This window comes from Roseateles sp. P5_B10 (assembly GCF_056400485.1).
Genome location: NZ_JBFULE010000073.1, coordinates 1 through 14,429, shown reverse-complemented (window position 1 = coordinate 14,429; position 14,429 = coordinate 1). Strand labels below are relative to the sequence as shown.

Annotated in this window: 10 protein-coding genes; 1 reads left to right on the top strand and 9 read right to left on the bottom strand. The window is 68.3% G+C overall.

The genetic code is table 11. The features are described from left to right. Nucleotides 1-173: 173 nt before the first annotated feature. From AC1DU6_RS07580 to AC1DU6_RS07565, 4 genes are read right to left on the bottom strand one after another with little or no spacing between them, the layout of a single operon-like run. Nucleotides 174-887, bottom strand: a complete 714-nt coding sequence (locus tag AC1DU6_RS07580; protein ID WP_457389237.1) for a queuosine precursor transporter — start codon at nt 885-887, stop codon at nt 174-176. Between the two features lie 13 nt (nt 888-900). Then, a complete protein-coding gene (locus AC1DU6_RS07575; RefSeq protein ID WP_477856505.1) occupies nt 901-4,314 on the bottom strand; it encodes a PAS domain-containing hybrid sensor histidine kinase/response regulator in 3,414 nt (1,137 codons plus the stop codon). Nucleotides 4,315-4,316: 2 nt separating this feature from the next. Beyond that, nucleotides 4,317-5,120, bottom strand: coding sequence for an orotidine-5'-phosphate decarboxylase (pyrF, locus tag AC1DU6_RS07570; protein ID WP_477856503.1), 804 nt, complete (start codon nt 5,118-5,120; stop codon nt 4,317-4,319). Then, a complete protein-coding gene (locus AC1DU6_RS07565) occupies nt 5,120-7,345 on the bottom strand; it encodes a putative bifunctional diguanylate cyclase/phosphodiesterase (RefSeq protein ID WP_477856501.1) in 2,226 nt (741 codons plus the stop codon). The genes pyrF and AC1DU6_RS07565 overlap by 1 nt, the downstream gene beginning before the upstream one ends. Nucleotides 7,346-7,418: 73 nt before the next feature. Here AC1DU6_RS07565 and AC1DU6_RS07560 point away from each other — a divergent pair, with 73 nt between their 5' ends. Next, nucleotides 7,419-7,928: a GNAT family N-acetyltransferase gene (locus tag AC1DU6_RS07560; protein WP_477856499.1), complete on the top strand. Its 510-nt coding sequence runs from the start codon at nt 7,419-7,421 to the stop codon at nt 7,926-7,928. 116 nt (nt 7,929-8,044) lie between these two features. Here the strand turns inward: AC1DU6_RS07560 and purB are convergent, their stop codons facing one another. From purB to AC1DU6_RS07535, 5 genes are all read right to left on the bottom strand, one after another. Continuing rightward, entirely contained in the window at nt 8,045-9,421 is a 1,377-nt protein-coding gene (purB, locus tag AC1DU6_RS07555) for an adenylosuccinate lyase (protein ID WP_477856498.1), read from the bottom strand. 33 nt (nt 9,422-9,454) lie between these two features. Continuing rightward, entirely contained in the window at nt 9,455-10,498 is a 1,044-nt protein-coding gene (locus AC1DU6_RS07550) for a M48 family metallopeptidase (protein ID WP_457320792.1), read from the bottom strand. A gap of 1 nt (nt 10,499) precedes the next feature. Further along, complete coding sequence (locus tag AC1DU6_RS07545) at nt 10,500-11,675, bottom strand: YjgN family protein (RefSeq protein ID WP_477856497.1); 1,176 nt, start codon at nt 11,673-11,675, stop codon at nt 10,500-10,502. A gap of 101 nt (nt 11,676-11,776) precedes the next feature. Next, the gene (locus AC1DU6_RS07540) at nt 11,777-12,802 is read right to left on the bottom strand and encodes a M48 family metallopeptidase (protein ID WP_477856495.1); all 1,026 of its coding nucleotides are present in this window, start codon (nt 12,800-12,802) and stop codon (nt 11,777-11,779) included. Next, on the bottom strand, nt 12,802-13,989 hold the full coding sequence (locus tag AC1DU6_RS07535; RefSeq protein ID WP_056200210.1) for a YjgN family protein: 1,188 nt from the start codon (nt 13,987-13,989) through the stop codon (nt 12,802-12,804). The genes AC1DU6_RS07540 and AC1DU6_RS07535 overlap by 1 nt, the downstream gene beginning before the upstream one ends. Nucleotides 13,990-14,429: the final 440 nt, after the last annotated feature.

Here is a 14,429-nt window from a genome sequence, read left to right as displayed (position 1 = left end):
GGCCGAGCGCCGGGCCTGCCATTGGCCAGAGGCCAATGGCCTTCCGTAGGCACAAGCAGTCCGCAGGGACTGCTTGTGTCCGGCTCCAGTTCACCAAGCCGGCCCGTCTGACGATGTGCTTGCCGGTCGATCCGGCAAGCATCGCCGTCCTCCAGGGGGACCGGGCGAGGGGCTCACACTTTTATCGAGAACGGGTTGAAGTTGGTGCCGCGGTCGTAATGGTCTTCACCTTCGGCGCGCTTCAGGAAGGCGACGACCTTGGCAGTCAGCGGGTACATGACGGCCTCCCAGATGGTCTTGAACAGGTACTGCGTGACGATGACGGCGAAAAGCTGGTCGTTGGGCCAGATGCCGTAGAAGGCGATCAGGAAGAAGACACCCGTGTCGACCAGTTGGCCCACCACCGTGGAGCCGACGATGCGTGCCCACAGCATGCGGCCCTGCGTCGCGATCTTCATCTTGGCCAGCACGAAGCTGTTGGCAAAGCTGCCGCAGGCAAAGGCGATCATCGAACCCGCGACGATGCGCCAGGTGTTGCCGAACACGGCGTCAAGATGCGGCTGGTAGGCCGCCATGAAGTCGTTCTGCGCCGGCGGCAGGTTGACGACGACAAAGGCCATGAAGGCCGAGAACACCAGGGCGCCAAAGCCGGCCCAGACGACGCGGCGGTCGCGGCCGTAGCCGTAGACCTCGGTCAGGATGTCGCCAAAGATATAGCTGATCGGGAAGAAGAACAGGTCGGCGCCGAAGGTGACCGTGCCGATGACCGGCAAGGTCAGCTGGGCCGCCTTGGCCGCGCCGATCAGGTTGGAGCACAGCAGCACGCAGACGAAGGCCGCCATGATCAAGTCGTAGTACTTGAAGCTGCGGGGCGCTGCAGAGTTCATGGCAATGGCGCTTTCAATCGGTGTTCACAGGGCCACGTAGTGTGCCCGCCCCTCCAGTGGCTCCCGCAGAACCGGCTTCGCCGGGCTGCGTGGAGCGCCCCCTCGAGGGGGCCGGCGAAGCCGGTAGGGGGTGGGCCAGTCTCAGCAAGGTCTGATGCAGCTTGGGCGTGTCGATCGGCTTGGTCAGGAAGTCGTTCATGCCGGCGGCGAAGGCATCGTCGCGCTCCGAGATCAGGGCCGCCGCCGTCAGCGCGACGATCGGCAGCTCGGCAGCCGAGAAATGCTTGCGCAGTTCGCGCGTGGCATCGTGCCCGCCCATGACGGGCATCTGCACGTCCATCAGCACGATGTCGAAGGGCTTGCCGACGCTGGCCGCGGCCAGCACGGCCTCGATGGCCTGGCGGCCGTCGCTGGCCTGGGCGACCTCCATGCCCCATTGCTCCAGCTGAGCCACGGCGATCAGCATGTTGACCGGGTGGTCCTCGGCGATCAGCACGCGCCGGCCATGCAGGGCCTCGTGGGCCGCACTCTGGGCACGCGTCTCGCGCGGCTGGTGGGCCATGGGCGCCGGCGCGGCGGGCAGGGGCAGTTCGGCCCAGAAGGCCGAGCCCTCGCCCGGGGCGCTGTTGACGCCGACTTCGCCGCCCATCAGCATGGCGAGTTCGCGGCAGATGGACAGGCCCAGGCCGGTGCCACCGAAGCGCCGCGTCGTCGACTCGTCGGCCTGGGTGAAGGGCTGGAAGAGCCGGCCCTGCTGTTCGGTCGCGATGCCGGGGCCGGTGTCGCGCACCTCGATGTGCACCCACTCGCCGGCGCTGCCGCGCGCGTTGGCGGGCAGGGCCTTGACGCTGACCGTGACGCCGCCGGTCTCGGTGAACTTCAGCGCATTGGTCAGGTAGTTGGACAGGATCTGGCGCGTGCGCAGCGGGTCGCCGAAGACCCAGCTCGGCAGGGCTGGGTCGATCTCGACGGCGAAGGTCAGGCCGCGCGCCTGGGCCAGCGTGAGGTAGGCCAGGCGGATGGAGGCGAGCAGCTCGCGCAGCGAGAAGGGCTGGCTCTCCAGCGTCAGCCGCCCGGCCTCGATCTTGGACAGGTCCAGGATGTCGGAGATCAGCCCGGACAGGCTTTCGGCGCTGTCCATCATCTGGTTGAGATAGTCGCGCCGCTGCTGGTCGGAGAGGTCGGGCTGCTGGGCCAGGCGGCCCAGGCCGAGCAGGCCGTTGAGCGGCGTGCGGATCTCATGGCTGGTGTTGGCCAGGAAGGCGCTCTTGGCGCGGCTGGCGGCCTGGGCCTCGTCCTTGGCGTGGGCGAGCTGCTGCTCGACGCGGCGGCGCTCGGTGACGTCCTCGATGATCCAGATCGTGCCGCCGCGGCTCGGGTGGGCCGGGTCGACGGCCTGGGCGAGCAGGCGGGCCAGGAAGGTGGAGCCGTCGCGGCGGCGCATGATGCGCTCGGCCTCGACCTGCTGGCCGCCCGCGAGCTGCGGCCCGAGGTCGCGGCCCACGGCCTGCCACTCCTCGACGCCGGGCCAGACGACGCTGCCATGCTGGCCGATCAACGCGCCGCGCTCCCAGCCGAACATGGCCTCCACGCGCGGGTTGGCCAGCACGAACTGCTGGTCGCGCGTGAGGGCAATGCCGATGGACGCGTTCTCCAGGATGGCGCCATGCACGAGGCGGGTGCGCTCGCTCTCGCTCACGTCGCGCGCATACAGCACGAGGTAGTTCTGCCCGTCCATCTCGAAAGGCGCGACCGACACCAGCATGGAGACGGCGCTGCCGTCCTTGCGGCGGAAGCTGATGGGCACGTTGTTGGCGAGGCCGTCGCGGTGGATGGCCTCGCGGATGGCGGTGCGGTCGGCGGCGTTGTGCCAGATGCCGATGTCCTCGGCCGTGCGGCCCAGCACCTCGGAATTGCTCCAGCCAGTCAGGCTTTCGAAGGCCTTGTTGACCATCGCATAGCGGCCGCTCTCGGCCTCGGTCAGCGTGATGACGTCGGGGCTGGTGGCCACCAGGTGCGACAGCAGGCCCTCCGAGCGGCGCAGCGCGTCCTGGGCGCGGCTCTGCTCGGTCTGGTCGGTGAAGAAGGTCAGCGTGGCCGGGCCCGAGGCAGTCTCGACACGCACGCTGGTGGCCTGCACCAGGCGGCGCCGCCGCGACAGCGTGCGCAGCCGGTACTCGGCCATGGGCTGCATTGCGCCTGGGGCCATGCCCTCCAGCCGTGCGGCCTGCTGGCGGGCGGTCTCGTCGTCACCAGGCTCGTAATGGCTGAACAGGTCCTGCCCGATCATGCTGGAGCGCTGCGCGTAGCCGAACATCGCCATGGCGGCCGGATTGGCATCGACGACGCGGCCCCAGCGGTGCAGCACCAGCGGGCTGGGCGAGCGGCGAAACAACTCGCGGTAGCGCGTCTCGGTCGCCTGCACGGTCTGCTCGGCGGCCACTTCGCCCGTCACGTCACGGCCCACGCCCCAGTAGCCGCGGAAGTTGCCCTGCGCGTCAAAGCGCGGTTCGCCGCTGATGGAGACCCAGCGCGCGCTGCCGTCCATGCCGACGCGTCGCGCCACCATGCCATGGAAGGGTCGGTGCGATTCGAGATCGGCGCGGTGAGCGTCGAGTTCGTCATCGGACAAGCCCATGCCGTCGATTTCCCACGGGGTCTTGCCCAGGCGGGAATTGAGGTCCAGGCCCGAGGTGCCGGGCCTTTCCTCGGCGACATGGGTGAAGCGGAACTCGCGGTCCATCTCCCAGTACCAGTCCACGGCCATGCCCAGCAGGCCGCGGAAACGCGCCGTGCRCTCGTCGGCCTCGGCCAGCGAGCGCTTGACCATCCTCAACAGGCCCAGGCCGGCCACCAGGCCCGAGCCCAGCAGGCCGAACTGCACGATGACACGCAGCACGAGGCTGGACGCCCCCATGGGATGCGTGACCCAGCCCAGTGCCTCGCCGGCGCCAAGGCCCGCCAGCGCGACGGCGCCCAGCAACGTCAGCACGGCGCCGGCAAACAAGCCCAGCAATCCCGTGGCGAAGGCGACGACCAGACTCATCAGCGGCAGGCACAGCGACCACAGGCCCAGGTCGCGCGACACGGCAGCGGCCACCGGCAGGGCCAGTACCAGCGCCATCATGCCCAGCGTGATGAGAGGCTGTTCCTTGCGGCGCGGCGCGCGCGAGAGCACGACCAGGCGCAGCAGGGCCAGCACCGAAATCAGCAGCGCCAGCGCCACCGGCGGCCAGCCGTCCAGCCATTCACCGCGCTGGCGCGTGAGCCACAGCAGCGCGGCCACCGGCACGAAGACCGGGCCGCAAGCCATCAGGAAGACCAGCGAGGCCTGCCAGCGCATGCTGGTTTGCAATCGTTCCCGCTGCTGCTCGGGCGGTTCGGCGTGCCCGACGAGGCTGCTGAGTTCTTCGCCGGTCCGCACCATGTTCAGGCGAGCGCCAATCTGGTGGCTTCGGCCACGGCACGGGCGCGCTCGGCGAAATCGGCACCGCTGCTGGCGTAAAGGATGGCGCGCGAGGAGTTCACGACCAGCGGCGCACTGCGGCCCGCGGCCTGCACGACGGCCGCCGCATCGCCACCCTGTGCGCCAACGCCCGGCACCAGCAGCGGCAGCGTCGGTGCGAGCTCGCGCACACGGGCGATCTCGCCAGGGTAGGTGGCGCCCACGACAAGGCCGAGCTGGCCATTGCGGTTCCACTGCGTCTCGGCCAGATGGGCCAGATGCTCGAACAGCCGCGGCTGGCCGGGCACGTCGGCCAGGCGCTGCATCTGCCAGTCGTCGCCACCCTTGTTGGAGGTGCGGCACAGCAGGATGGCGCCCTTGCCTTCGTAGGCGAGATAGGGTTCGACGGAATCGAAGCCCATGAAGGGCGACAGCGTGACGGCGTCGGCCTGGTAGCGCACGAAGGCCTCGCGGGCGTATTGCTCGGCGGTGGAGCCGATGTCGCCACGCTTGGCGTCGAGGATGACGGGCACGCCGGGCGCGACCTCGTGGATGTGCGAGATGAGGCGCTCGAGCTGCCCTTCGGCACCGTGGGCGGCGAAGTAGGCGATCTGCGGCTTGAAGGCACAGACGAGGTCCTTGGTCGCGTCGACGATTGCCGCGCAGAAGTCATAGAACTTCGACGCGTCGCCGGCCCAGGCGCCCGGCAGCTTGGACGGCTCGGGATCKAGGCCGACGCAAAGGCGCGATTGGGGGGTCTGGGCTTGGAGCTGGGCGACGAAGGTCATCAGTAGGCGGAAATGGGAAGGGTTCGGGCAAGGACGAATTCTGCAAAGGCCTCGGCCGGCAGCGGCCGGCTGAACAGATAGCCCTGCACGGCATGGCAGCCCTGGCGGCGCAGGAAGGCGAGCTGGCCCTCGGTCTCGACACCCTCGGCCAGGGTCTGCAGGCCCAGGGCGCCGGCCATGCGGATGACGGCGTCGACGATGGCGCGGTCTTCGGYGTCGTCGGTCAGGTCGCGCACGAAGGACTGGTCGATCTTGAGCTTGCTGACGCGGAACTTCTTCAGATAGCTCAGCGATGAGTAGCCGGTGCCGAAGTCGTCGATGGACAGATGCACGCCGCGGGCATGCAGTTCGTTCATGACGGTGATGGCGACGGCCGGGTTGTCCATGGCGGCGCCCTCCGTCAGCTCCAGCTCCAGGCGCCCGGCCGGCATGCCGACCTCGTCCAGCACGCGGCCAACGAGCTCGGGCAGGTCGTCATGGCGGAACTGCACGGCCGACAGGTTGACGGCCATCGTCAGCCCGGGCAGGCCGGCGGCATCCCAGCGACGCAGCTGCGACAGCGCTTCACGCAGCACCCATTCGCCGATCGGCAGGATCAGGCCTGAGGTCTCGGCCACCGGGATGAACTCGGCCGGCGAGACCCAGCCCAGCTCGGGATGGTTCCAGCGCAGCAGGGCTTCGGCGCCGACGATGGTGCTGTCGCCATCGGCATCCAGCGAGAACTGCGGCTGGTAATGCAGGCTGAGCTGGTTGCGTTCCTGGGCGCGGCGCAGCGCGTTCTCCAACTGCAGGGCACGGGCCGACTGGGCCTGCATCTCGCTGGTGAAGAAGCGGTAGGCGTTGCGGCCGTCGCGCTTGGCGCGGTACATGGCCGCGTCGGCGCATTTGCACAGCGTGTCGAAGTCGTCGCCGTCGGTCGGGAACATCKCGATGCCCATGGACGGCGTGACGGTCAGCTCCTGCTGCTCGACGTGAAAGGGCGCGCTGGCCAGCGCCATCAGCTTGGTGGCCAGGTGGGCGGCGCCAGCGATGTCGGTCAGCGGCAGCACCAGCACGAACTCATCGCCACCCATGCGGGCCACGGTGTCCTGCTCGCGCACCGCGCCACGCAGCCGTGAGGCGAGCTGGGTCAGCAGGCTGTCGCCGACGCGGTGGCCGAGGGAGTCGTTGACGTTCTTGAAGTGGTCCAGGTCCAGGAAAAGCACGGCCAGCGGCTCGTCGCCGCGGCGCGCGATGTCGATGGCCTGGCTGGCGCGGTCGGCCAGCAGGTGGCGGTTGGGCAGGCCGGTCAGGCCGTCGAACAGGGCCAGGCGCTCGGCGCGTGCCTCGGCCGCCTGCTGCTCGGCAATCTTGAGCTCCAGGGCTGCGACGGTCTGGCTGAGCTGCTCGGTGCGCTGCACCACCAGGGCCTCAAGCTGGGCCTTGGCCTGCACCAGCTCCAGCTCGGCCTGCTTGCGGGCGGTGATGTCCTGGGTGATCCAGATCGAGCCGCGCGACAGGTCGCTGCGGTCAATGGCCTTGCTGCGCACCTCGCAGTAGATGGAGGTGCCGTCCTTGCGGGCGAGCAGCATCTCGGCGTGGAAGGCGTCGCCGCGCGCCAGCGGCGCGTAGCAGGCGTCGCCAGCGGCCTTCCAGTCCTCGTCGGTCAGGTACCAGGCGCGCGACAACTGGCCGTCGAGCTCGCCCGGCGCATAGCCGAACAGTTGCTCGAAGGCGCGGTTGCAGCGCGTTACGCGGCGGCCGCGCAGGAAGACGATGCCGACCATGGCGTGGTCGAAGATGAGCTGCTGCTCGGCGTGCAGGTCCTGCAGCGTGGCATCGGCCAGCTTGCGCTCGTGGATGTCATCGACGATCCAGATCGAGCCATCGGCCGGATCGTCGGCATGGATGAGGCGGCCCGTCAGATGGGCCCAGAACAGCTCGCCGTTCTGGCGCCGCATCAACTGCTCGTCGCGGAAGGTTTCGCCGGCGGCCAGCACCGGGTAGGCCCGAGCGCCCAGGCTGCGGGCGTCCTGCTCGCTCTCGTACAACTCCAGGCTGCTGGTGCCAACGGCCGCATCCGGGCTGTCAAAACCGAAGATCTCGGCGTAGCGCTGGTTGCAGCGCACCAGGGTGCGCGCCTTCACGAAGACGACGCCGACGCCTGCGTTGGCCAGGATGACATCCAGTTCGCGCAAAGCCTGGCTGAGCGCGGGGTTGTCGCTGGAGTCGGGCGCGAAGCTCATGAACGGGCTATACGGCGGCAGGGGTCCGGTGGGCGGGCAGGAATTGGAGCATGACCGGTTATTGTCTGACCTCATGCATATCCTGGATACCGAACGCCTGTCGCTGCGTGAATTCACACCGCTAGACGCGCCCTTCCTGCTCCGCCTGGTCAACGAACCGGGCTGGATCCGCAACATCAACAACCCCGGCGTGCGCACCGTCGATGACGCCCTGGCCTGGGCCGAGGGGCGGCTGTTCAAGGCCTACCGGGAGCTCGGCCACGGCTTCTGGGCCCTGGAGCGGCGCACCGACGGCGTGCTTGTGGGCATGTGCGGCCTGTTCAAGCGCCCCGCCCTGCCCGAGCCCGACCTCGGCTATGYCCTGCTGGCCGAGCATGAAGGCAATGGCTACGCGCTGGAGGCGGCGCAGGCCTGCGTGGCGCATGCGAAGGCGGCGCTGGGCTGGCCGGTGCTGATGGCCATCACGGCCGTTGACAACACGCCCAGCGTGGCCCTGCTGGGCAAGCTGGGCTTCATCGAGCAGGGCCAGGAACAGCTCGAGGGCTACAACGATCTCTCGAGGGTGTTCCGCTTGGCTCTCTAGCCAGTTGGGGACAGAGCGGCTCGCTTGCGCTCGCTCGGTCTGTCCCGCAAAGCTTCCCTAATCAGTTGGGGACAGAGCTACTCGCTTGCGCTCGCTCGGTCTGTCCCGCAAAGCCATTAGATTCGCTTGGCCAGGTCTTGCGCCAGGCCGGTGTAGCTGCCCGGCGTCATCTTCAGCAGCCGCGCCTTCTCGGCCTTGGGCAGGTCCAGCCCTTCGATGAAGGCGCGGATGGATTCCTGCGTGATGGCCTTGCCGCGCGTCAGCTCCTTGAGTTGCTCATACGGGTTGGGCAGGCCGAAGCGGCGCATGACGGTCTGGATGGGCTCGGCCAGCACTTCCCAGGCGGCGTCCAGGTCATCGGCCAGTGCGGCCTCGTTCACTTCCAGCTTGCCCAGTCCCTTGGCCAGCGAGTCGTAGCCCAGCAGCGCGTAGCCCAGGCCGACGCCCATGTTGCGCAGCACGGTGGAGTCGGTCAGGTCGCGCTGCCAGCGGCTCACCGGCAGCTTCTGGCTCAGATGCGTCAGCACCGCGCTGGCGAGACCGAAGTTGCCTTCCGCGTTCTCGAAGTCGATGGGGTTGACCTTGTGCGGCATCGTCGAGCTGCCGATCTCGCCGGCCTTGGTGCGCTGCTTGAAGTAGCCCAGCGAGATATAGCCCCAGACGTCGCGCGACCAGTCGATCAGGATGGTGTTGGCGCGCGTGAACGCGTCGAACAGCTCCGCCATGTAGTCGTGCGGCTCGATCTGGATCGTGTACGGGTTGAAGCTCAGTTTGAGCTGCTTCTCGATGACGGTCTTGGAGAAGGCCTCCCAGTCATGCTTGGGCCAGGCCGACAGATGGGCGTTGAAGTTGCCGACGGCGCCGTTCATCTTGGCCAGCGGCTTCACGGCCGCGATGCGGGCACGCGCCGTCAGCAGGCGGGCGACGACGTTGGCGATCTCCTTGCCGACCGTCGTCGGGCTGGCCGTCTGGCCGTGCGTGCGGGACAGCATCGGCACGGCGGCGAACTGGTGGGCCATCTTGCGCAGCGTGGCGACGATGCCGTCCAGCGCCGGCAGCATGACCTCATCGCGCGCCGCCTTCAGCATCAGCGCGTGGCTGGTGTTGTTGATGTCTTCGCTGGTGCAGGCGAAGTGCACGAACTCACTCGCCGCGAGCAATTCAGGCTGGCCCTCGAAGCTGCGCTTGATCCAGTACTCGACCGCCTTCACGTCGTGGTTGGTGGTGCGCTCGATGGCCTTGATCTCTTCGGCGTCGGCCTCGCTGAACTTCTTGACGAGGCGGCGCAGGCGCGAGCGGGCGGCGGACGACAGCGGCTTGAACTCCTTGAAGCCGGCGTCCGACAGCGCGATGAACCACTCCACCTCGACCTGCACGCGGCGGTGCATCAGGCCGTACTCGGACAGCAGCGGGCGCAGGGCGGCCACCTTGGCGGCATAGCGGCCATCCAGCGGCGAGAGGGCGCTGATGGCGGAGTATTCGGACGTTGTCATGGCGGGCCGGCGGATCGTGGAAAACCCGCGATTCTAGTTTTTGGGAGCTGCGGGGCCTTCGGCCTTGAAGAAGGCGATGCGCTCGCTGTCGCCAGGGTGCGAGCTGAAGGCGATGGCCAGAGGGCTCTCGGCACCGCCATACTTTTCGCGGATGCGTTCGAAGAAGACAGCGATGCGCGCCGGGTCGACGCCGCCCCGGCGGGCCAGTTCGCGGGCAAAGGCGTCGGCCTCGCGCTCGTAGTCGCGTGAGTAGCCTTTGGTGACCAACGCGAGGGGCAGACCATTGAGCAGGCTGGAATAGTCGCCCAGCCACAGCGCCGTGACGGCGGCCGTGACGCCCGCGCGCAAGCCCATGCGCAGGCCGTGGCGGTGCCTGACATGGCCGGCCTCGTGGGCGAGGATGCTCAGCACCGCGTCGGGCTCGTCCTTCAGCAGTTCGAGGAGTTCGTCGGTCACGCACATTTGCTCGCCGGGCAGCGCAAAGGCATTGGGTCCCAGCGCAGGGGTGGTGCGCCGGAAATGCAGCTGCCAGTGCTCAGGCAGGTCGCGCATGCCGGTGGCGCGCGCCGTGGTCAGCATGCGCTCGAAGCGCTGGCGCCAGGCCTGCTGCTCTGCCTCGCTGAGCTGGGTGGGTCGCACCATCTGCCTGTCGATCAGCGCCATGGCCTGCTCGCCGATTGGCTGCTCGGCGCTGAGGGGCACGCGCTCGACGAGGCGGTCGCTGGCCCAGGGCAGGCCCCAGCGCCAACCAGCAGCGAGCAGCACCGTGAGCAAGCCCAGAGACATCAGCGCCAGATGCCAGCTGAGTTGCCAGCGCGCGACGAGGCCCGGCAGTTGGCCGACGCTGTCGGCCCAGGCGTCGAAGGCGGCGGCATCGGGGAAGCTGATCACACCCGCGCCGCGCAGCAGGATCTGCCTTTGGCCATGGCGCATCCGCTCGGGCCATTGCACCTGATCCAGCGGGGTGGCGCGGTCGCCGAAGCGCAGCGCGCCGTTGTGGAGGCTCACCTCGACGGGCTGGGCCATGCCGCATTGGCCGTCGAACCAACGACCGGTGATGAAAGTCGATGCGCTCATGTCAGAGCCCCACGTCCATGCCGAAGAAATCTCCCGCCACCTCGCCGCTGGCGTCGGTGCGCTCAGTCCCGGCAGGCGCCACCCATGTGGCCGGGTCCGTGCTGCTCTCGATGCTCACGGACTCCAGCCGTAGCCGCATGGTGGCGATGACGGCGAAGGGCCGGTACAGGCCCAGCGTGGCGACGATCAGCAGCCAGTTCTTCAGCGTCAGCCCCCTCAGGCCGGAGAGTTCGCTGCGAAAGCGCAGGGACGCGCTGTGGGTATTGCCCCAGACGAGGTTCTGGATGCGCGAGGCGTAGTAGGGCAGCACGACGCTGCCGACGAACAGGTAGAGCATCCCCGCCCAGGCAAGCCCGAAATAGGTGCTGCTACCCTTGGCGTCGATCTTGCCGGTGGTGGCCAGCCCCAGCAGGCTGCCCAGGACGAAAGTGCATATCGAGACGACCACCAGCATCAGCACCGCCAGCATGACGGACTTCAAGCCGACGAAGTAGACCGAGCGCGTGTGCAGCCGGATGCCACTGTGCTCGCCGGCGATGCGGTAGCCGCTGTTCTGGTAGCGCTTGATCAGCGCCGTGGACCAGGGCGCCGCCAGCAGGGCGGCCAACTGCAACGCCTGCCCGAGCCAGGCCAGGACGCCGCCGCCTGGGCCCTCACCCTTCAGGCTCCAGGCCAGCGCCAGCGCGGCAGGCAGGAACACCGGCAGGTAGGCGAGATAGGCTGCGCCCAGCGACCCCTCAAAGCCCATCCGCAAGCCACGCCAGCTGGTGTTGCCGAGGCGGAACTGCATCGATGCCCGCCACAGCGCCGGCCAGGCGGCACCCCCCAGCACGAAGGCCAGCAGCGCCGCGATGGGCGAGAACTCTCCGGCAAACGTGTAGACGAGCATCAGCACGGCCATCAGCACAAAGCCGCGGAACATCTTCCATGCGTCGCCGTGGAAGGCCAGCGCCTCGCCGTCGATCAAGGTGTTGGCGTAGAGGTAGCGGATGCGTCGCATCTTGGCGAACGGCAGGTAGAGCCCGCAGCTCAGCAGGATGAACAGCAGGTTGACGGCCCAGATGCGGAAGTACTCGCTGCCGGAGCCTGTGAAGCGGATCTCGAGAACACGCGGCGCGGGCTCGGTGTTGGGCGGGGGCAGATCGGCCGTCGTCGGGACGGCTGCGGCGGTGTGCATGGAAACTCCCTGGGTGAAGGCGCCGCCGTCTGCTGCAGCGGGCTGCCCGTGACTGTGGCATTGCCGGCGCGCGTCACGAGCTCCGCTCGCGACGTGATTGTTCACCGCTGACTGAAGAAGGCGATGCGCTCCTCGTCTGCGGGGTGGGACGAGATCGCGATGGCCAACGGGTTGTTGTCCACCGTTGCATGCTTCTTGGCCAGACGCTCGAAAAACACGGCCATGCGCGAGGTGTCCACGCCGCCGGCCCGGGCCAGCGTGCGGCCGTAGAGGTCAGCCTCGCGCTCGTTGTCGCGCGAGTAGGCGTTGCTCGCCAGCAAGGCCGGCGCCGCGGCAAGCAGCGTGGAGAAGTCGCCCACGATGACCGAGGCGACGACGCCGACCGCACCCGCCCGCAGCATCAGCCGCAGGCCGTGACGGTGACGCACGTGACCCAGCTCGTGCGCCAGCACGGTCATCACCGCGTCAGGCTCGTCGGCCAGCAGTTCCAGCAACTCGTCGGTGATGACGATGTCGCCGCCGGGCAGCGCAAACGCATTCGGTCCCAGCGCCTTGCCCCCGTTGCGGAAATGGATCTCGAAGCGCTCCGGCACCGCCGGCCCACCGTCAGCGCGGGCTCGCGCGATGGCCTTGGTCCAACGGTCTTGCCAGACCTGTTGCTGGGCCGTGCTGAGGGCGCTCGGCTTGAGCCAATCGCCGTCCAGACCGTTCAACAAATGCTCGCCCAGGGTCCGCTCAGCGGATTGGGGCAGCRCGTCGACGGCGGTGTCGACCGCCCACGGCAGTCCCCAGCGCCAACCCGCTGCCAGGCCCGCCGCCAGCAACACCAGCGCCAGCAGCGCCAGCAGCCAGCTCTGCTGCCACTGCACGATGGCGCTGTCACTGCGACCGGACGCGCTCGCCCAGGCATCAAAGGCCGTGGCATCGGCAAAGCTCAGCAGGCCGCCGCCAGGCAGCAGGATCTGGCGCTGGCCATGGCGCTGGCGTTCGGGCCAGGTCAGGCCTGACAGCGGCGCGCTCTGCTCACCGAAGTGCAGCGTCGCACCGTCCATCCAGACCTCAATGGGCCGCGCGCGGGCGCTGCGCCCATCAAACCAGTCCGCGGCGAGGCGGGGCGAAGCATCCATCACAGGCCCATGTCGATGCCGAAGAAGTCGCCGGCAATGTCGCCCGTCGCGTCGGCGTGGCCGGCATGGGCCGCGGCCACCCAGTCGGCCGGGTCTTCGTCGCAGCCGATGCTGACGGCCTCCAGGCGCAGCCGCGCCGTGGCGATCGCCGCGAAGGGCCGGTACAGGCCCAGGGTCAGTCCGGTCAGCAGCCAGTTCTTCAGCGTCAGGCCGAACAGGGACGAGAAGCTCAGCGTGCTGCGAAAGCGCAAGGCTTCGCTGCGCGTGCCGCTCCAGGCCAGGTTCTGCATGCGTGCGGCGCTGTAGGGCATGACGACCGCGAAATACAGCAGGTAGGCGAGCAGCACCCCAAAGCCCAGCGCGGCCATGCTGACGACACGACCCATGCTCTGCTGCATGGTGCTGCCCAGCGCGACGAACAACGCGATCAGCACGCCGGAACCGATCATGGGCAGCAACGAGACGCCGATGGTCTTCAGCCCGAGCAGATAGACCTTGGCCACCGACAGCTTGAGCCGGGCATGCTGTCCGGCGATGCGGTAGCCGTTGTGCTGGTAGCGCTTGAACAGGGTCAACGACCAAGGCATCAGGACCATCATGCCCAGCAGGCCGACGACGTTCAGCCACAGCGCGGGCGTCATCTCCTTGGCCGTGCCTGCGTCTGCGGAGGCCATCAGCGCGGTGCCGGCGACCATGGCGATGGCCGGCAGATAGCTGGGTGCGCAGGCCAGATAGGCTCCTTGCAGCGACCCCTCGAAGCGCAGGCGCAGGCCGCGCCAGCTGGTGTTGCCCAGGCGAAACTGCATCGAGGCCCGCCACAGGGCCGGCCAGACGGCGCACAGGATCAGGAAGGCGATGAAGGCCGCCAGCTGCGACAGCCGGCCCGCGCCGCTGTAGACACCCATCAACACGACCAGCAGCACGAAGCCGCGGAACATCTTCCACGGGTCGCCATGGAAACTCAGCGCCTGGCCGTCGACCAGGGTGTTGGCATAGAAGTAGCGGATGCGCCTGGCCTTGGCGAAGGGCAGGTACAGGCCCAGCGTGACGAGGATGAGCAGCAGGTTGACCGACCAGATGCGGAAATACTCGCTGCCCGAGCCGGTGAAGCGGATGTCGAGCACCCGCGGCGCAGCGGGCGGCGTGGCGACGGGGGCCGCATCGGCCGCGGCGTCGAGGTCTTGCATGGAATCTCCCTGTTAGCGGGCCGCTGTTCAGCGCGGCATGCCGGCCGAGACTTTGGCGGTGGCCAGCGTGCCTGGCAACTCTGGTTTGTCAGGCCCCGTGATGTGATTTTTTACGGCTGCCTGAAGAAGGCGATGCGCTCTTCGTCGCCCGGGTGGCTTGAGAACGAAGCCGAAAAAGACCTGGACCGAGTCGTCGCGGTCGTGTCGGAATCAAGCATTCATCCTCCCTCGGATGTCCTTTGTCCCGGCTTCCGGGGACGGCGCCGGTGTCTGAGCGGCAGCACTGTGCAGGGCGCCCTCCCTGCTGGCAACCCCTGCTTGCGGTGGCTGTCGGCCCCAGCCGACAGGCCTTTTTCACGGGCAGTCCGCCAAGAAGCGCTCGCTAGAATCGTTTCGACTTGTGATCCCCTTGCCTGCCCTATGACGATGAAGTTGATCGG

What these genes read in the sequence shown, in the direction of transcription:
- AC1DU6_RS07550 (WP_457320792.1), bottom strand. Translation starts at nt 10,498, where the DNA reads ATGAGCGCATCGACTTTCATCACCGGTCGTTGGTTCGACGGCCAATGC.
- AC1DU6_RS07545 (WP_477856497.1), bottom strand. Translation starts at nt 11,675, where the DNA reads ATGCACACCGCCGCAGCCGTCCCGACGACGGCCGATCTGCCCCCGCCC.
- AC1DU6_RS07535 (WP_056200210.1), bottom strand. Translation starts at nt 13,989, where the DNA reads ATGCAAGACCTCGACGCCGCGGCCGATGCGGCCCCCGTCGCCACGCCG.
- purB (WP_477856498.1), bottom strand. Translation starts at nt 9,421, where the DNA reads ATGACAACGTCCGAATACTCCGCCATCAGCGCCCTCTCGCCGCTGGAT.
- AC1DU6_RS07580 (WP_457389237.1), bottom strand. Translation starts at nt 887, where the DNA reads ATGAACTCTGCAGCGCCCCGCAGCTTCAAGTACTACGACTTGATCATG.